The 18,269-nt window shown below is 56.0% G+C and carries 17 protein-coding genes; 1 reads left to right on the top strand and 16 read right to left on the bottom strand.

The features are described from left to right. Nucleotides 1-166: 166 nt before the first annotated feature. The 7 genes from GCU45_RS20125 to GCU45_RS20095 all read right to left on the bottom strand — a co-directional run bounded on the left by GCU45_RS20125 (nucleotide 167) and on the right by GCU45_RS20095 (nucleotide 8,666). On the bottom strand, nucleotides 167-400 hold the full coding sequence (locus GCU45_RS20125; RefSeq protein ID WP_152400097.1) for a glutaredoxin family protein: 234 nt from the start codon (nucleotides 398-400) through the stop codon (nucleotides 167-169). 85 nt (nucleotides 401-485) lie between these two features. Then, complete coding sequence (gene trxB, locus GCU45_RS20120; RefSeq protein WP_145142445.1) at nucleotides 486-1,427, bottom strand: thioredoxin-disulfide reductase; 942 nt, start codon at nucleotides 1,425-1,427, stop codon at nucleotides 486-488. Between the two features lie 279 nt (nucleotides 1,428-1,706). Further along, the gene (locus GCU45_RS20115) at nucleotides 1,707-3,671 is read right to left on the bottom strand and encodes a heavy metal translocating P-type ATPase (RefSeq protein WP_152400095.1); all 1,965 of its coding nucleotides are present in this window, start codon (nucleotides 3,669-3,671) and stop codon (nucleotides 1,707-1,709) included. A 511-nt stretch (nucleotides 3,672-4,182) separates the two neighbouring features. Then, nucleotides 4,183-5,484 carry a hypothetical protein gene (locus GCU45_RS20110; RefSeq protein WP_152400092.1) on the bottom strand — a complete coding sequence of 434 codons (1,302 nt, stop codon included), beginning with the start codon at nucleotides 5,482-5,484 and terminating at the stop codon, nucleotides 4,183-4,185. A 337-nt stretch (nucleotides 5,485-5,821) separates the two neighbouring features. Beyond that, a complete protein-coding gene (locus GCU45_RS20105; protein ID WP_152400090.1) occupies nucleotides 5,822-7,117 on the bottom strand; it encodes a homocysteine synthase in 1,296 nt (431 codons plus the stop codon). A 209-nt stretch (nucleotides 7,118-7,326) separates the two neighbouring features. Next, complete coding sequence (locus tag GCU45_RS20100; protein WP_152400088.1) at nucleotides 7,327-7,917, bottom strand: permease; 591 nt, start codon at nucleotides 7,915-7,917, stop codon at nucleotides 7,327-7,329. 119 nt (nucleotides 7,918-8,036) lie between these two features. Then, nucleotides 8,037-8,666: a TetR/AcrR family transcriptional regulator gene (locus GCU45_RS20095; protein ID WP_152400086.1), complete on the bottom strand. Its 630-nt coding sequence runs from the start codon at nucleotides 8,664-8,666 to the stop codon at nucleotides 8,037-8,039. A 525-nt stretch (nucleotides 8,667-9,191) separates the two neighbouring features. Between GCU45_RS20095 and GCU45_RS20090 the strand changes: the two genes are divergently transcribed. Then, the gene (locus GCU45_RS20090) at nucleotides 9,192-9,647 is read left to right on the top strand and encodes a MarR family winged helix-turn-helix transcriptional regulator (RefSeq protein WP_152400084.1); all 456 of its coding nucleotides are present in this window, start codon (nucleotides 9,192-9,194) and stop codon (nucleotides 9,645-9,647) included. 175 nt (nucleotides 9,648-9,822) lie between these two features. On the opposite strand, the gene pruA is transcribed toward GCU45_RS20090, so the two are convergent. The 9 genes from pruA to GCU45_RS20045 form a co-directional block, all read right to left on the bottom strand. Next, nucleotides 9,823-11,394: an L-glutamate gamma-semialdehyde dehydrogenase gene (gene pruA, locus GCU45_RS20085; RefSeq protein WP_152400082.1), complete on the bottom strand. Its 1,572-nt coding sequence runs from the start codon at nucleotides 11,392-11,394 to the stop codon at nucleotides 9,823-9,825. Nucleotides 11,395-11,412: 18 nt separating this feature from the next. Then, nucleotides 11,413-12,327, bottom strand: coding sequence for a proline dehydrogenase family protein (locus GCU45_RS20080; RefSeq protein WP_152400080.1), 915 nt, complete (start codon nucleotides 12,325-12,327; stop codon nucleotides 11,413-11,415). An 18-nt stretch (nucleotides 12,328-12,345) separates the two neighbouring features. Next, complete coding sequence (rocF, locus tag GCU45_RS20075; protein WP_152400078.1) at nucleotides 12,346-13,245, bottom strand: arginase; 900 nt, start codon at nucleotides 13,243-13,245, stop codon at nucleotides 12,346-12,348. Between the two features lie 6 nt (nucleotides 13,246-13,251). Continuing rightward, nucleotides 13,252-14,457 (bottom strand): ornithine--oxo-acid transaminase, encoded by a 1,206-nt coding sequence (gene rocD / locus GCU45_RS20070; RefSeq protein ID WP_152400076.1) that lies wholly within the window; start codon nucleotides 14,455-14,457, stop codon nucleotides 13,252-13,254. Between the two features lie 200 nt (nucleotides 14,458-14,657). Next, a complete protein-coding gene (locus GCU45_RS20065) occupies nucleotides 14,658-14,984 on the bottom strand; it encodes a thioredoxin family protein (RefSeq protein ID WP_076176171.1) in 327 nt (108 codons plus the stop codon). A gap of 140 nt (nucleotides 14,985-15,124) precedes the next feature. Beyond that, entirely contained in the window at nucleotides 15,125-15,739 is a 615-nt protein-coding gene (locus GCU45_RS20060) for a hypothetical protein (protein WP_152400074.1), read from the bottom strand. Between the two features lie 211 nt (nucleotides 15,740-15,950). After that, the gene (locus tag GCU45_RS20055; RefSeq protein ID WP_152400072.1) at nucleotides 15,951-16,547 is read right to left on the bottom strand and encodes a YdeI/OmpD-associated family protein; all 597 of its coding nucleotides are present in this window, start codon (nucleotides 16,545-16,547) and stop codon (nucleotides 15,951-15,953) included. 54 nt (nucleotides 16,548-16,601) lie between these two features. Further along, on the bottom strand, nucleotides 16,602-17,519 hold the full coding sequence (locus tag GCU45_RS20050; RefSeq protein ID WP_152400070.1) for an aldo/keto reductase: 918 nt from the start codon (nucleotides 17,517-17,519) through the stop codon (nucleotides 16,602-16,604). Nucleotides 17,520-17,601: 82 nt separating this feature from the next. After that, a complete protein-coding gene (locus GCU45_RS20045) occupies nucleotides 17,602-18,165 on the bottom strand; it encodes a class I SAM-dependent methyltransferase (RefSeq protein WP_167527170.1) in 564 nt (187 codons plus the stop codon). Between the last annotated feature and the right edge of the window lie 104 nt (nucleotides 18,166-18,269).

The following is an 18,269-nucleotide window of genomic DNA, read 5'->3' as shown; positions in this document are numbered from 1 at the left end:
GCCGCCCCGACGGCAGCATCTCTGCTCCAGGGGACGACCTCTAATTTAGCGGTTATAGATAGATTGAACTAAAGTATTGCATTAAACTCCCTGTTATAACAGTCCAATATGGCATATAACTTTGATTGATTTCTTTAGTTCATTCTATATAGAATGAACAGAAAAATTATTGTTGATTCAAAAACTTCTCGAACTGGGTTGTGTTCATACCCAGCACGCGGTTCTCACCAATGACAGTCAAAGGAACGGCGCGAACGCCCATGTCCCAGACCTGCTGTGCATACTCATCGTCTTGCTCGATGTTGCGTTCTTCGAACTCGATGCCCTTGTCGGTCAGGTATCCTTTCACCTGACGGCAGTGAGGGCAGTTGGTGCTGGTATATACAATCACTTTATCCATCGCTTTAGGTCACCTCATATTGTGAAAATGTCGTGTATGTCAACAGGCTCTTGCGCCGGCCTGATCGGTCCAAATCATGCATCCATTACAGAGCGACTGCGCTGTGCTCCAGACTTTCAATATACTTCTCGCAATCGATTGCTGCCATACATCCGCTGCCGGCTGCCGTAATGGCCTGTCTGTAGCGGGTGTCCTGAACGTCGCCGCAAGCGAAGACGCCAGGGATGTTCGTTTCGGTCGTTCCCGGCTGCACAACGATGTAGCCGTTCTCGTCGAGCGTAATTTGGCCGCCCAAAAATCCGGTATTCGGGTGATGACCGATGGCAACGAACACACCGCTTGCTTCGATCAATTCCTCTTCACCTGTCTCGTTGTTCAGCACTTTGAGGCCTTTCACACCGCGCTCGTCAGCCACAACCTCGAGCGGAGTACGGTTAAGTGCCCATTCTACCTTCTCGTTGGCACGCACGCGGTCCTGCATGATCTTGGAGCCGCGCAGCTCAGTACGGCGGTGTACCAGCGTCACTTTGGACGCAAAGCGTGTCAGGAAGCCGGCTTCTTCGAGCGCGGAGTCGCCGCCGCCGACCACGATAATTTCTTTACCGCGGAAGAAAAATCCGTCGCAGGTCGCGCAGGTACTTACGCCGCGTCCGACATTCTCCTGCTCCCCGGGAATGCCCAGGTATTTGGCGGTAGCACCAGTGGACAGGATCAGCGTCTCGGTTTCGATCTGGCCGATGCCTTCCACGTCAAGCTTGAACGGACGTGCACCCAGTTCTACGTTGTTCACCCATCCCGTGCGGAATTCAGCGCCGAAACGCTCCGCCTGCTTGCGCATATTATCCATCAGTTCCGGTCCCATCACGCCTTCGGGGAATCCCGGAAAGTTCTCAACTTCCGTTGTCGTTGTAAGCTGACCCCCAGGCTGCGGCCCTTCAATAATCAGCGGACTCATATTGGCCCGTGCCAAATAAATCGCTGCCGTCAATCCGGCAGGTCCTGTCCCGATAATTACGGATTTATACATAGGATCTCCCTCCAAGCTTCCCGTTCCCGGGCATCGTCCCTTAGCGGGTTTGTCCGGGATCTATTTATCATTTAATTTAAAATAATTATTATCTGATAATCATTATCATACATTTTTCATAAGATGTCAATAGATTAAGTATACATGCCTTTCACCTGAATTGTGAACAATTTAATTTTTACAAATCGTTTAACAATTTCCTTCCGCGCAAAAAAGGAACCTCCGATTCTCCTTCGGAGGTTCCTTCATTTATGAGCCGCTTCGGTCTCGACACTGCACTTACCGCAGCAGACGGAGTCCGTTCAAAATGACAAGGATCGTGCTTCCCTCGTGGCCGACCACGCCGAACGGAAGGGCGATGCCGGCGGCAAAGTTGCTGACCATCAGCAGCAAAATCACCGACACGGCGAACACCATGTTCTGCTTGACGATGCGCCGGGCGCGGCGGGCGAGGGTAATCGTTGAGGCAATCTCCTCAATGTTGTCGTTCATCAGAACGACATCCGCCACCTCGAGCGCGGTGCCGCTCCCGTTCATCCCCATGCCCATGCCTACGGTGGCCGTAGCCAGTGCAGGTGCGTCATTCACGCCGTCGCCGACCATCACCACGTGGCCATACTGCTCGCGCAGCCGTTTCACATGGTTGACCTTCTCTTCAGGCAGCAAATCGGCAAAGACGTGATCAACCCCGATGCTGCTGCCGATGGCGTTCGCCGTCAGGCTGTGATCGCCGGTCAGCATCGCGACCTTGACGCCGATCGACTGCAGCTGCTTCACGGCCGCGGCCGCCTGTGGACGGATCACATCAGCAAGTGCGACCAGCCCGGCAATCCGCTCTCCGTCCAGGATCACGGACACGGTTTTGCCAGCCGCGTTCAGCTCCCGACGCTGCCGGAGCCATGCGGCATGTTCGCCGGACGGGTCGGCCTGATCCAGCATATCCGCCTTCCCGATGCGCCAGCGTCTGCCCTGAACCCAGCCTTCCATACCCCAGCCGGTCAGCGAGGTCACCGATTCTGCTGAAGGCAGCATCGCCCCCTCCTCCTCGGCTTTCACCACGATAGCCTTGGCCAGCGGATGCTCGGACAGCTGTTCCACGGATGCGCAAATGCCCAGAAGCTCCAGGCAGTCGTATCCATACGCCGGAATGAAATCCGTTACCTGCGGCGTTCCGAGCGTCAGCGTTCCTGTTTTGTCAAAAGCAACCACGGACGTCAGCGCCATGTTCTCTACATGCGCACCGCCCTTGAACAGAATGCCCCGGCGTGCCCGGTTTGAGATAACGGACAGCATCGCCGGCATAATGGAAGACACCAGTGCGCACGGCGAAGCTACCACCAAAAACACCATCGCTTTATAAAAGGAAGTTCCAAAGCTCCAGCCCAGCACAAACGGAGTCAGGAAAATGAGGACCAGCGTCGCCGCCACCACGATGCGCGCATAAATGGCTTCAAACCGCTTCATGAAACGTTGTGAATCCGGAACCTCGGTCTCGGCTTCCTCCACGAGCTTCACGATTTTGGCAAAGACGGTGGACTCCGCCGAGCGCGACACCTCCACGTACAGCACGCCTTCCCCGTTCAGCGTTCCGGCAAACACCTCGTCGCCCGCGGCTTTGTCGGCCGGGACCGATTCACCGGTGATGGACGATTGGTTCACCGAGGAGCTCCCCTTCTGGATGATTCCATCCACCGGGATCAATTCACCCGGTTTGACCAGGACCAGGTCGCCGATGGCCAGCTCCCCGATCGGAACGAGCTTCATCTGCCCGTCCTGAATCCGCAGCGCGGTTTCCGGCTTCAGCGCCATCAGCGACGAAATATCCTTTTTGCTTCGTTCGGTAGTATAGCTTTCCAATGCTCCGCTCAGGGCGAAAATAAAGATGAGCATGGCGCCTTCGTTCCAGTAGCCGATGCTTGCGGCACCCAGCGCGGCAGCCACCATCAGCAGGTTGACGTCCAGATCGCGCTCGTGGATCAGCGTTTCGACCCCTTCCTTCGCTTTCAGCCAGCCGCCTGCGGCATAGGACAGAATATACAGCCCGATCGACACGAAGGCCGGAGCGGACAGCCAGCTGGCCGCCCAGCCGCCCAGCATAAGCAGTCCGCTCGCCAGCGCCGCCTGCATTTCCGAATTGCGGATCAGCGAGCGTAGATCAAAGCGCCCCTTCTTTCCGGGACCTGGGCGGTTCAGATTGGCCTGACGCTGGATCGATTGAGCAGGAGCATTTCGTATGTTTTCCATGAGTGATCACCTTCCTAATGAGAATGAATAGCATTATTAGTCCCCTTAAAATGGCACATGCTGCTCCGGACTAGCCGGAGCAGCATGGTATGCGGATGGAAACGGAACGCCTCTGACGAACCTTTCTTCCTTCGCGATTGTTGTTTTTAAATGAGAATGATAATCATTTTTGCGTCAATACAATAATTTTGTGTTAAGGAAACTTTTTGTTAATTACAGTATACGCGTCCTCCCATAAAAAGTAAACGGGTATGCTATTTTTTACGCAAAAAAATAGGCTTAATGAATCCGCAGCAGACCTTCCTGCCCCAGCAATCATTAAGCCTATTGATCATTTATCCTATAAAGCGCGTGTTCGATGCCGAATCAGCTTCCCGAATTACTTCGTGTTAGATATAGAATGTATTCGTTAACAGCAGAGCTGATGAAATTCTATATCGCAAGAAAACCTACATTTTATCGCGGTCACTCATCCTTGAAGGGCCTCGATTGGTTTTCTTATCAAAAGCGGCTACGTTCTTCCCTGCGCAGATCTGCGCCTTTGTTCGTGCTGCCTTTCCAGGAGCTCCCACTGCGCTGCGGCGAGCCGCACACCCGGCAGCTCGGAGGGAACCGTGCTGACCGCGTTCAGCCCCAAACGATAAACATAAGCGAGATCCGACGGTTTTACCGCCCCGGAGAGGCAGATTCGAATGGCCGGCTTCGTCCGGCGGATGCTGTACACCAGTTCTTCCAGCACGCTGTACGGAATGCCCGCACTGAGCACTTTTCCCCTCTCCTCTTCGCTGACCAGGTACTCCATCAGCCAGGCCCCTTCATGCTTCCCGTTGATCACGATGAAATCCGCGAACCTGGCGATTTCCGCAGCGGCTGTTTCGCGAACGTCCCAATCCAGCATCGCTCCGACCCGGTATCTTAAGGATCTGCGCTGGTGACAAAGGGTTTCCTCGCCGACCCGATCGATAAAATCATGAATCCTATGAAAAGCCTCCCCGTCCTCCGGATAAGGAACCAGCAGTTCCAGACTGCAGTCGATCCTTTGCATTTGGCAGGACTGGGCGGCCCGAAACAGGGCTTCCAGCTGAATATCCCGGAGCATATCAATGTCCAGCGCCGCGTCGCCTTTCAGCTTACGGTAGTCTTTCAGGCGTCCGGACACGAGAGCCACCGTCAGCGGTGCTCCCTGCAGGCTGTGCAAGAGATTCACCAGATGCCCCTTCCACCGGTTCATCAGTCGCTCCTGAATTTCCCGTTCGCGGCCGTCATCTCCCGGATCCCGATTGAGCCACTCCGCATAAATTTCCTTCAGATGGCCGGTTCTCAGCCACTCTTCTTCCCGAAGCAGCACTAGACCGGCCGCTCCGTCCAGGCGTTCGTTTTGCCGGTACAGGTAAGGAGCTTCCTCCGTATATACCCGCAAACTGCGCATGGAATCACTCCAATCCAACAGCATTTCCGGGGTCGTGCCTTCCTCTGGCTTGGACCGGTATTCCTCCGCTTCCTGAAGGATTTCCCCAATCCGCTCGGAATCCGCGGACAGAAGCGCCTTCTCCCTTGTAATCGAGCCGATGGATGCAAGCTCTACCAGGGATGCGATCTCGGGAAGGGAGCCTGCCCTTGCGTAGTCTCCGGCATCTTCCAAGTGGGGGGCATCCGATTCCTGGCGGCCGTTCTCCTCTTCCCTGCCGGAACGCCGGTCACGGGCGGTCCCGCCCATTTGTCCGCATGCCGGCTGGTGAACCGCTTCCACACCGCAAGGTGCGGGGCAGGAGCCGAATTGGCAGAAGCTGTTCTGACACCGTTCACCCTTCATTTTTGGCTGTCCACCCTCTCTTCAGAGATAAATGAGCTTCCACTTGCGTAAATTGCTGTACAGAATGAACTCAAGAAATTCATGTTGAAAGACTTGGATAAGCCGTTACAATGAGGGTTTCATTCAAAACTTGAGTTCAATCTATATACCCTACAGAATATTAGCCGAAAGGGCGAAATATACGGAATTTGCGCGGTTTCCCAAGGAAAGCCTGCGGGCGGAGAGCCCCCATTGGGCAAGCTTACGATTCACAATACAAAAAGCCGCCTCAAACGAGGCGGCTGATCAGGATAAGGACGGGGTTTAACTTCTATAGCTTTATATAGCTTTGGATGGCTTAAGCTTGCTGGCTGGCCTCAATGGCCTGCTCCAGATCGTGCAAAATATCTTCAATCGCTTCCGTACCGATCGACAGCCGCAGCATTTCCGGATTCACCCCGGCGGCCACCTGCTCCTCTTCCGACAGCTGCTGGTGCGTGGTGCTGGCCGGGTGGATGATCAGCGACTTAGAGTCGCCGACATTGGCCAAATGGGAGAACAGCTTCACGTTCTCGATCACCTTGCGGCCTGCTTCCGTGCCGCCCTTGATGCCGAACGTCAGAATCGCTCCCTGTCCCTTCGGCAGGTACTTGTTCGCCAGCTCATGCGAAGGATGGCTTGCGAGGCCGGGGTAACTGACCCACTCTACCGCATCGTGGCTCTCCAGGAACTGCGCGACTTTCAGCGCATTTTCGCTGTGCCGCTCCATCCGCAGGTGCAGCGTTTCCAGACCTTGAAGCAGCAGCCACGAGTTGAACGGGGAGATCGCCGATCCCAAATCCCGGAGCAGCTGTACGCGCGCCTTGATAATGTAGGCGATCGGGCCGACAGCTTCCGTATACACGACGCCGTGGTAGCTTGGATCCGGTTCGGTCAGTCCCGGGAACTTGCCGCTGGCCGCCCAGTCAAACTTGCCGCTGTCGACGATCACGCCGCCAATGGACGTGCCGTGGCCGCCGATGAACTTCGTTGCCGAGTGAACGACGACGTCGGCACCGTGCTCGATCGGACGCAGCAGATAAGGGCTCGGGAATGTGTTGTCCACGATCAGCGGGATGCCGTTCTCATGGGCGATGGCGGCAACGGCTTCCACATCAAGCACGTCCCCTTTCGGGTTGCCAATCGTTTCGGCGTACAGCGCTTTCGTCTTATCCGTAATGGCTGCGCGGAAATTCTCCGGGTTGCTGGCATCGACAAAGTGCACTTTAATGCCAAGCTTCGCCAGCGTATTGGCAAATAAATTATAGGTTCCGCCGTACAGTGTAGAGGACGAGACGATCTCATCCCCGGCACCGGCAATATTCAGGATGGAGAAGGTGATCGCCGCCTGTCCGGAGGAAACCGCCAACGCTCCGGCACCGCCTTCCAGGGCTGCAATGCGCTGCTCAAATACGTCGGTGGTCGGGTTCATAATGCGGGTATAAATGTTGCCGAACTCCTTCAGAGCAAACAGGTTGGCGGCATGATCGCTGTCCTTGAATCCGTAAGACGTCGTTTGATAGAGCGGCACGGCACGCGAAAAAGTCGCAGGATCGATTTCTTGGCCTGCATGGACGGCGAGCGTTTCAATGGATAATGGGCGTTTCTCGGACATAGGTGGATCCTCCTTCATGTGTCTGTGGAAAATGATTCCACACGCGAATTTTTTCATATTTTCTCATACTTTGTGAGGTTTGAAAAGAAGGAAATTATTATAAATCCGATAAAATTTATTGGAATTATATGTCCGAGAACGTGAGCCCCAAACGCAGCGCATGGACGGGCTGATCAAGAAAATCCAAATTTCAGCAAAAGTCCGGAAGATCAAATCCCGATCAGATCGGATATAAACGAGCCCATCAGCAGGACGGCCATGACCGCAGCAGCCCATACCGCTTTGGCAGGAAAGGCGCTTCCGGCGATTCCCGGCGCGTTCCGTGCCCTTAATCGCACTGACCGATAATACATGACGGCACCCACAGCAATAAGAAGAACCTCCAAAGCGCCGCTGATGAAAGGCCATTTCCATAAGCCGAACCCCATCAAAGGCAATGAGCCCAAATTTCCCGGCAGAATCGGCATGTCACTCCGGTGCACCAGCAGATCGAGCAACCAGTGGCTGAAGACCACGCCGCCGATAACCCCTGCACTCCGCTTTCCCCATAGCCTCCAGGCTCCAAGGCCGGCAAGCAGGGCGATGATCAGCGCACTGATCAGCGAATGCGTATAGTCTGCATGGATAACGGCTCCACCGTATCCTCCACCATCCGTTTCCACGGTTGTCTCCATTCCCGTAAGCAGCAGCGGCACAAAAATGACGTCGAGCAATTGCGTGCCCAGCATGATCGCCCACAGCGGAGTTTTGGGACTTGCGGCTTTGGCCGCTGCGGCGAGTCCAAAATGACCTGCGAACATCTTACTTCCCCTCTTTTTTCGTCGTCCGGCCGATTCGTGAATCAAGCCAGCCGCAAACCACCGTAAACAAAAGCATCAGAACGATAAAGCTCATCCATCAACCTCTCCTTTGCGGATCGTTATTTATCCGGCGCATGTTGTGCGCGGAAGCCCAGCAGCAAAACCTCGATCGCTTCACGAAACGTGGGAAGCAGACGCTCCATCAATTCCTCGGCCGATTCTTCGGACAGCTGATAGGTGCCCACAATGCCATGAAGCAGGTAAAAATAAATCCGGGTGGCCGACAGCAGCCGCTCGCTTCCCTCCGGTAAATCCAGACACTGCCGGACAGCCTGCATCAGCAGACGGAACATCCCGTTACGGACGCGGTTAATCTCAAGTTCGGGCTCCGCTTCGTCCACCCTTACGGAGCGTGCCTCAAAAAAGATGCGATGCATATTGCGGTGAATCAGGCAAAAGCGGATAAAATCCAGGCTGATTTGCCTTAATGCTTCTTCCGGCTCCAGCTTTCCGGACACCTTTTCCTCAATCTGAAGCTGCAATTCCGTTAGCGCCGGAATGGACAGTTCATGGAGCAGCGCCTCCTTATCTTCAAAATAAATGTAGATCGCTGTATGGGAGTAGCCGGCTTCCTTGGCCACTTCCCTCATGGTGACGGCATCGTACCCTTTGGCCGCGAACAGTCGGCCGGCCGCATTCAAAATGTCCTGCTTGGTTTGTTCGGATCGAACTTGTTTTTTTCTGGGCATCTGGGTGTTTGTTCCTTTCGGTCTTTTTTAACTAACCAACGGTTACTTAATCTGTATGCCATAAATATAACCAATGGTTACTTTAGAGTCAATCCTTTTTTTAGGAGATCAGAAAGGATAAGTTTCGGAGGGAGCTTCTGCTTCCTGCCGGGCGCCTTACTGAACTTGCAGGCAAAAAAAAGAGCAGCCGCGTCGCGGCTGCCATAAAAAAGGAATCCTGAGAGTTATAAAGAGAGTAATCGATGTCGAATTAAGCGAATGAATGGTTGCACATTCGGATCACATAATCCTATCGATTGATAAGTAAGAGCTTATTGGATATAAGCTTACTTTTAATAAGTGCATGGAAAAGTATATATCTTCCACAAGCGGTTTGTCAAGCACATACCGTCCCCATGGAACCCGTCCGGTGAAAGTTGACGGTATCTTAAAATCAAACTAACATGTCATTAGGACCAATTAAATGCATGAACGGACGTTTCGAGCCGAGCCGGCTTGTCCGTTGCCTCCAGGAGGGAGATTAATTTGCATTCTACATCTACAGAACTCGCGACCCGATATTTTGAATTGATGGACAGACTTCCAAGAATTATAGATTATGCCGGTCTGGTTCGCCAGGTGAAGCTAAGCACGACAGAATCGTTTATACTTCAATATTTGAAAAATAGCGGCAGCCAGCGCGGAACGGACATCGTCAAGGTCACCGGCCTGACCACCAGCGCCATTACGCAAATCTGCGACAAGCTGGAGCAGGAAGAGCTTATTGTGCGCAGCCGCAGCGAGCAGGACCGCCGGTTCGTTAACATCTCGATTACGGACAAAGGCTCTGCGCTGCTGAAAAAGCTGGCGGAAATGAGCGCCGTCCGCATCGTCGAAACGCTGGGGAATTTGACGGACGAGGAAACCGAGCATCTGCTGGACACCATCCGTCAGCTTGGCGAGCTTATCCAGCTGCAGCGGAATGAGCGGCAGGCACAGTGATCCCCCTCATCATGTGGATCCGAAGCGACGAGTTCGAATCCGAAGAGAAAGGGCTCTAGAAGCGTTGCACTTTCGAGAACAAACCCAATAAAAGCACCCTGAATTGCGGCGAAACGCCGGCAAGTCAAGGTGCTTTGTCATTTATCCAGGTATGACCCGCCACGGAAGTGCACGCTCAAGGAAGCTTGCGGGAGGTCACCTTCGCCTGGGTGAACAGCAGCAGGTAATCATGCCCGCCGGCTTTCGAGTCGGTTCCGGACATGTTGAAGCCGCCGAAGGGCTGGCCGCCCACGAGCGCACCGGTACACTTGCGGTTGACATACAAGTTGCCGCAGTGCATGCGTTCCAGCGCAGCCGAGATCCGGCTCTCGTCCGTCGAAAAGAACGATCCGGTCAATCCGAACTCCGTATCGTTATAAATCTCGATCGCTTCCTCCCAATCCCGTGCAGATACGACCGCCAGCACCGGTCCGAAGATCTCCTCCTGCATGATCCGTCCCTTGACCGGGACATCGGTAAAGATGGCCGGCCGGATATAATACCCGGCTTCCCCGACCTGTTCCCCGCCGGTCACAAGACGCCCTTCTTCCCTGCCGATCCCAATGTACTCCAAAATTTTGTCCCGCGACTTCTCATCAATGACGGGTCCGACCGGCGCGTTATCCTCCGCAGGTCCCACCTCCAGCAGGTTGGTCAGCTCCGTCACGCGGGCAAGCACCTGATCATAGACCGACTCGACGATGATCGCCCTCGACCCGGCGGAGCATTTCTGCCCCTGGTAGCCAAAGGCCGAGACCACGATAGCCTTCGCCGCTGCTTCCAGGTCCGCCGTCTCGTCCACCACGATACCGTCTTTGCCGCCCATCTCGGCGACGACCCGCTTGATCCAGATCTGCCCCTCAGCCTGCTCCGCGGCCAGCTTGTTGATCCGGAGGCCGACCTCCTTCGAGCCCGTGAAGCTGATGAACCGGGTCTGCGGATGCGCCGTCAGGTAATCGCCGATGACGGCCCCGCTTCCCGGCACAAAGTTGATGACACCGTCCGGGAACCCGGCTTCCTTCATCAGCTTGAAGAACTGGTAGGCGATAACGGACGTGTTCGATGCGGGCTTGAGCAGGACGGTGTTGCCGGTCACCACCGCGGCCGTCGTCATGCCGGCGCATATGGCCAGCGGGAAATTCCACGGCGGGATAATAATGCCGACGCCCAGCGGAATGTACTGCAGCCGGTTCTCTTCTCCCGGCACCCGCGGCAGCGGCTGGTGCAGTGACGTCTCGCTGAGCCGGACGGCTTCCCTGGCGTAATACTCCATAAAATCGATCGCTTCCGCCGTATCCGCGTCGGCCTCGGCCCAGTTTTTACCGGCCTCGACGACCATCCAGGCGGAAAACTCGTGCTTGCGCTGGCGCAGCAGGGAAGCCGCCTTGAGCAGCAGCGCCGCCCGCTCAGTGGCCGTCGTTCTTTTCCAGGTGGCAAAAGACTTTTGCGCCTGCTGCATCGCCTGCTCCGCAAGATCGGTACCGGCCTGGCTCATCCGGCCGACCACCTCCCGCACATAGCCTGGGTTCCGCGAGACCAGCTCCCGCTCCGTGTATACCTCTTTTCCGCCGATCACGACAGGATAACGATGTCCCAGCTGCCCTTTCACGGCGGCCAAAGCTTTCAGAAATGCTTCGCGGTGCTCCGGCTGGTTAAAATCGGTGAAGGGTTCATTTTGAAATGCGGCGCTCAAGGCAAACGAGTTCATGGCTACCTCACTCCCTTTTTACTTAAAAGTATTTTTGAGCACAAACCAGACATTGGCCGGCCGTTCCGCCAGCCTGCGCATGAAATACCCGAACCAGTCCACGCCGAACGGGACGTATACCCGGAACCGGTAGCCCTCCTCGACAAGCTTCAGCTGCAGTTCCTCGCAGATGCCGTACAGCATCTGAAACTCAAAGCGGGAGCGCGGAATCCCCTCCTCCTCGATGAATCGTTTAGCCTCGCTGAGGATCCGCTCGTCATGGCTGGCGATCGCCGTGTAGCTGCCGGACTTCAGGTGCATCTTGATCAGGCGAATCAAATTGTCGTCCACGTCTTCCTTCCGGGGATACGCGACGCTTGCGGGCTCCTTGTACGCCCCTTTCACCAGGCGTAGATTGACTCCTTGAGCTCCCAGTTCCTTCACATCCTCCTCCGACCGGTACAAATACGACTGGATGACGATCCCCACATTGTCATACCCGCCCCGCAGCTTTTTCAGCATGTCGATCGCCGGCTGGCAGTGGGCATGGTCCTCCATGTCGATGCGCACGAACAGTCGGTAGCTCTGCGCCCTGGCCAAAATTCTCCGCATCAGCTCAAAGCACAGGTCCGGGCTCAGATCCAGTCCGAGCGACGTCAGCTTGAGCGACAGGTTGGCCTGCACCTTGGACCGGTGGATCGCATCCAGCGTCTTGAGACACATGTCGGCCGTCTCGCGCACTTCCTCTTCGCTGCTCGTGAACTCCCCCAGGTAATCGAGGGTGGCCATCCGCCCGCTGGCGTTCAGCTTGCGGACAGCGTCAATCGCATGCTCGATCGACTCGCCCGCAACGAAGCGCCTGGCCCCGAGCCGGAGTCCGTACCGTTTGGCCCAGCGGTTCGCCGCCCGGTTTTTGGCCAGCGTCAAAAACAAAGACTTCATGGCTTTCTCCAAGGAGACGCCTCCTTTCGCCTACAAAATCCGGCTGCCGAACAAGGAGCTGAGCAGCTCCACCGCCAGCTTCGAGGTCTGGTTGTTCCGGTCAAGGCTGGGATTGACCTCCACCATATCCGCGGACGTGATGAGGCCGGATTCGCTCATCAGCTCCATAACCAAGTGGGCTTCGCGGTAGCTGAGCCCGCCGCGGACCGGCGTGCCCGTTCCGGGCGCCTCAAACGGATCGACGCTGTCGATGTCGAAGCTGACGTGCAGGCCGTCCGTGCCGGTCCCGGCGATCCGCAGCGCCTCCTGCACGACATGCTCGATGCCCAGCCGGTCGATCTCGTACATCGTGAAGCAGGTGATGCCCCGCGAGCGAATGAGCGTCTTCTCATCCCGGTCCAGATCACGGGCACCGATGATGACGCAGTTTTCCGGCTTCAGTTGAACGGCGCCGGGCAGGATCTGCGTCAGCTTCAGCTGCGTTAAGCCGAGAGCGGCTGCCAGGGGAATGCCGTGCATGTTTCCGGATGGGCTAGTGATCTCGGTGTTCAGGTCCGAATGGGCATCCACCCAGATGACGCCCATGTTCGGGTAATGCCGGCTGAGCCCGGCCAGCGAGCCCATGGCGATGCTGTGGTCCCCCCCAAGCATGAGGGGAATGCTGCCGGCTGACGCCGCCGACGCCGCCTCCCGCGCCAGCTGTGAGCAGACTGCCATGACCTGGTCCACATGCTTCATACGCGTGGTGGGATAGGGCGTCAGGCTGGAGGGCAGCTGGATCCTCCGCCCGGCGTCCACATCGTAGCTGAGCTGCTCCAGCTTTTTGACCAGACCGAACTTCAGGATGCTGTCCGGCCCTTGCTCGCTTCCCGGCCTTCCCGCCCCGTAACCGAACGGTACGCTGATAATCGAAATGGTTGGTTGCCCCATACGTTTTTACGCCCTCCCTTGGCCGGTGAATACCTCCCCAATTCGGCTGAGCGCAAATTCTAGTTCTTCTTCGGACAGGATGAGCGGCGGCGCAAACCGGATCGTGGTATCATGGGTTTCCTTGCATAACAGGCCGATGCGGGCCAGCGCCTCGCAGTAAGGTCGGGCCGGCACAGACAGCTGCAGCCCGATCAGCAGGCCGCGCCCGCGGACCGAGACGATATCGGGATGGGAGATCGATGTAAGCTTTTTCATAAACAGGCGCCCAAGCGTTTCGGCACGCTCCGCCAGCTTCTCCTCCTCCAGCACATCCAGCGCAGCGGCCGCCACCGTGGAAGCCAGCGGATTGCCGCCAAAGGTCGAGCCGTGCGAACCCGGTTCAAACACGTCCATGATCTCCCGGTCTGCCGCGACGGCCGAAACGGGCAGCACGCCCCCGCCGAGGGCTTTGCCCAGAATGTACACGTCCGGAACGACGCCCTCCCAATCGCAGGCAAAGCGGCGCCCCGTCCTGCCGAGCCCCGTCTGAATTTCGTCGGCCATCAACAGCACCTGATGACGGCGGCACAGCTCCCGCACCTGGGTTAAATAGCCTTCAGGCGGCATCACGATCCCCGCTTCACCCTGAATCGGCTCCACGAGAAAAGCCGCCGTGTTCGGCGTAATGGCCTGCTCCAGCGCGGAAGCATCGCCGTAAGGGATGATCCGGAAGCCGGGCGTAAACGGCCCGAAATCCCGTTTATACGCCTCTTCGGAGGAGAACGAGGTGACGCTCAGCGTACGGCCGTGAAAATTTCCGGTACAGACAATGATCTCGGCTTGATTCTCCGGAATGCCCTTGCTCCGATAGCCCCACCGCCTTGCCATTTTCAGCGCGGTTTCCACCGCTTCGGCGCCCGTATTCATCGCCAGAATCTTGTCCTTACCGGTATATGCCGCCAGCTTGCTCACAAAGATGCCGAACGCCTCACTCTGAAACGCCCGCGATGTAAGGGTTACCTTGCCGGCCTGTTCCTGCAGCGCCTGCATGATTTTGGGGTGCCTGTGACCGTGATTGAGGGCGGAATATGCGCTGAGCATATCCATGTATCGATGTCCGTTCAAATCTTCAACCCATACGCCCTCTGCCTTATGAATGACGATCGGCAGCGGATAGTAATTGTTGGCGCTGTGCTCATCCATCATTTGCAGAATCTCGTCTGTCGTTGCCATGGCTGCACATCCTTCTCTTGGCATCATGTTCTCACCCTATGTGTATTGCTTTCCATTTCATTTCATGTTTGTAAAAAATCCCGTAACGGGTGCATGACAAATAACCCGCCGGGCGGGCTTTTCCAAAAGAAAAAGCACCCTCCTCTTCACGATCTACCGTGAATCGGGGGTGCTTGGCCGATGGCTTCCGTTCCATTAAATTATTGCTTGGACTCCAGCGTTTGAAGGTATTCCGATACTTCACCAGGCGTTTTGGCGAATTTGCTGTGCAGATGGGCGATTTTCTTCCCGTCCTTGTACACGAGCAAACTTGGGATGCCGCGCACGTCGTTCTGGGAAGATACGTCCTCCAACTGCTCTACATCCAGTGCATAAAATTTCTTATCCGGATGTTTGGCCATAATGTCCGGCATAAATTTATCGAGCGTTTTGCAGTCCGGGCACCAAGTTGCATCGTATTTGATGACCGTGATGCCGTCCCCTTGAATCAGTTCGTTATATTGGGCTTCCGTTTGAATGCGTTCCATCATCCTATCCCCTTTGTCCATTAGTCGGTATACAGCGGTCCGGCAGGCTGCCGGACACCCGGCGTGTAAGTGTAACCAAAATCATTACAATTCAGCCGTTACCTGTATTGTATCCGTTTATGAACGATTTTGCAAAGGACTTACATGGAATGCATCTCATGTCCCGTTACCGGAACTTCTCCGGCAGGGACCGAATGGCTGAATATAGCTGCAGCGCAGAGGGTCACGACCGGCAAGATAATATACAGCATCCAAAAGGACAGCCGGATCGGCATCAGCCCGGGCACCTGCGCTCCTTCCGTCCGCTCTTCTTCGTCCGCAGCCTCCCGGGCCTTGTATTTCTGGTTATGAATCAAATACATGACCATGGCGGTCATCGCAATAAACAGCGCATCCATAATAAACAGCATGACGTCCCACCTTGCCCGGGGAATCATCTCGCCGAGCATAGCGCCGTGCAGTCCGCCCATGATCCCCCCGCCGATGCCCTCTATGACCGCCAGGAGATGGAGCGGCTTGCCGACCAAGTAGCCGATCGCAAAGCAAAACAGCACAGACAGACCGGTGGACAGCACGAGGTCGCCGGCAAACATCATGCCCAGGATGACCCCGATCGTCAAATTGGAGATCAGCCCTGTCGTCATCGCCACCATGTTGCCGGTCATGTTTAAAAGATGCTTCCGGTGAATTTGGACATACCCGATACATACCGCCGTATACACCAAGACCATCACCACGCTAATATTTAACAGCATGAAGCAAAACCCGCCTTTCTGGATGCGGCTTTTCAGGTTTGGCCGCCCCGCCCCTTCCGCCTTTTTCCGATGATTCAGCTATAAACAGCCTATTCGGAAGAGCACCGTAATATTCAGGAAGGAAAGTGCTGCAGCAGGTCAAGAAAGGGCGAAGCCCCCGTCGTTGACGGAGGCTTCGGCTGATCATGGTGACTGAGGACTGATGCACAATCTAAGGATATATTTTTTCGCCTTTTTCCAACATGTCGATAAACTGGTCGATTCGTTTAGCCCTCGTTTCGGGCTTCTTGGCGCTTTGGACCCGGAATATGACGGCGTATTTGTTGCGGCTGTCCAGCGTCGCAAAAAAGGCTGCCGCATCCGGATGCTCCTCGAACTTCCGCTCCAGATCCTCGGGAATTTGCGACCGGCTCTGGGATGCATAGGCCTGCTCCCACTGGCCCTTTTGTTTGGCTTCCTCGATCGCCGCAAGACCGGCCGGCTTCATTCGGCCTTCTGTGACAAGGCGCTCAGCCTTCTCCTTGTTGATCTTGGACCAGATGCTTCTCGGCCCGCGCGGGCCGAACCGCTGAATCCAATACGTCTCGTCCCAGGCCTCCTTGCGGCTGTCGATCCAGCCGTAGCAGAGTGCGATCTCTAATGCTTCGTCATACGTGATGGATGGGATGCCGGATCCCTTCTTGGCCATCTGCAGCCGAATGCCGCGTGACTCGGCATGATGCGCTTCGAGCCACTCCTCCCATGCCTGCTGACTCTCAAAAAAGATCACGGGCAGTTCTTCCCGCCCTTCTCCTGTTTTACTGGACATAACTCGGTCTGCTCCTCCTTTAATCAGGAATGTGCCGAACGCCTGCTTCCCTGCTTATTTCCACGCCCGCGGATGCGTATCCTGAACCATATCGAGGTCCGCAGCGGCCGCATTGGCTTCGACCTGCTCCGGGCTCTTGCAGCCCGGGATCACGCAGTCCACGGCGGGGTTCTGCAGGCACCAGGCCAAGGCCCACTGGGCCATGCCCACGCCTTCGGGCACCTCAGTCCGCTGGATTTCCTCTACCTCGCGGAGGCGGGCATCGATGTTGTCGCGTTCATGCCGTTTGCGCACGTTATCCTGGAACACGGCGCCGGGCTTGTACTTGCCGCTTAGATAACCGCTGGCAAGCGGCACTCTCGCAAGCACGCCCAGATCCTGCTCGGTGCAGGACGGAAAGACGCGCTCTTCCGGTTTCCGGTCGAGCCGGTTGTACACGACCTGAATCGCTTTGGCGTTGAGTTCAGTCGCCCGGGAAGTCTGCTCCAGGTTATCGTTGCTGCCGATGGAAATGCCGAGGTTGCGGATTTTCCCGGCCTGCACCTGCTTGTCCAGCAGTGTCCACAGATCGTCGTTGTTAAATACTTCATCCGAGCCCGAGTGGAACTGGTACAGGTCGATATAGTCCGTTTGCAGCGCTTTCAAGGATTCATCCAACTGGACGAGAACCTCATCTGCAGACCAGGCGTTTTCCCAATGATCATGCCAGCGGTGGCCGAATTTCGAAGCCACGACCCAGTCCTCGCGGCGGTCCCGCTTCAGAAAGTTTCCGATGAGGCTCTCGGAAAGGTGATGCGGACCATAGCATTCCGCCGTGTCGATCAGGTTGATGCCGAGATCCTTCGCCTTATGCAAAATGGCGTCCGCCTCCTGCTGGTTAAAGTCCTTCCCCCAGTCTCCCCCGAACTGCCATGTTCCTACACCGACCACCGATACCTTCAATTCCGTTTTTCCAAGCCGTCTGTATTTCATTCTCAAGCCACCTCTCCTGTGAATGGGTTTGCATTTTTGGCGCTGCACAGCGGTGCACAGCTTCCACCGGGCGATACAAATGTTATTTTTGAAAAACGATGCTGTAATACTTGTCCGACCACGGCTGCCTGCTGAGCACCTTGAGGCCAAGCTCCTCTCCCATGCGGGCCATGTCCGATGAGGAGATGCGATGATCCGACGGCGGTTCGCTGTCCGGATAAGCCCATTCCACGCAGAGCGCCTTGCCTCCTTTTTTAAGAACGCGCTGCACTTCCTTCAATCCCTGCTCATGCGGCTCGGCAATATGCAGGACGAGGGACAGGATCATCACGTCCACGCTTTCTTCCTCTAGCGGAATCTGTTCTGCCGTTCCCTGAATCAGCCGAATATTCGAAACGCCCCGCTCTTCCGAACGGGTCTTCAGCATGTCCAGCATCTGCGGATGGGTATCCAGCGCATAGACCGTTCCGGAAGTTCGTGCCGCCGCTGGAAACGTGAAGTACCCGCTGCCTGCCCCCACATCCAGCAGGTCTTCGTGCCCGGACAACTCCAGCAGGTCCAGCAGCTTCTCCGGGGGAAGCTTCTCCAGGCGTTCCGGGCTCTCCAGCCGCGCGATCAGCGTCGGGTCGTACTCTTCTGCAGCCACTTGCTCATCCTCCTTGTCGGATATCCCCATATGAGGTATCACCCTTATTTTCTTCATCCTACCATTATCAGCCATAGAGACACAATCGCCTAACGATGCATGCC

Origin of the sequence: Paenibacillus cellulositrophicus (assembly GCF_009363095.1) — a bacterium.
Classification (GTDB): Bacteria; Bacillota; Bacilli; order Paenibacillales; family Paenibacillaceae; genus Paenibacillus_AQ; species Paenibacillus_AQ favisporus.
Note: the sequence above shows the minus strand (reverse complement) of the source record. Positions and strands in the feature narration are given on the sequence as shown.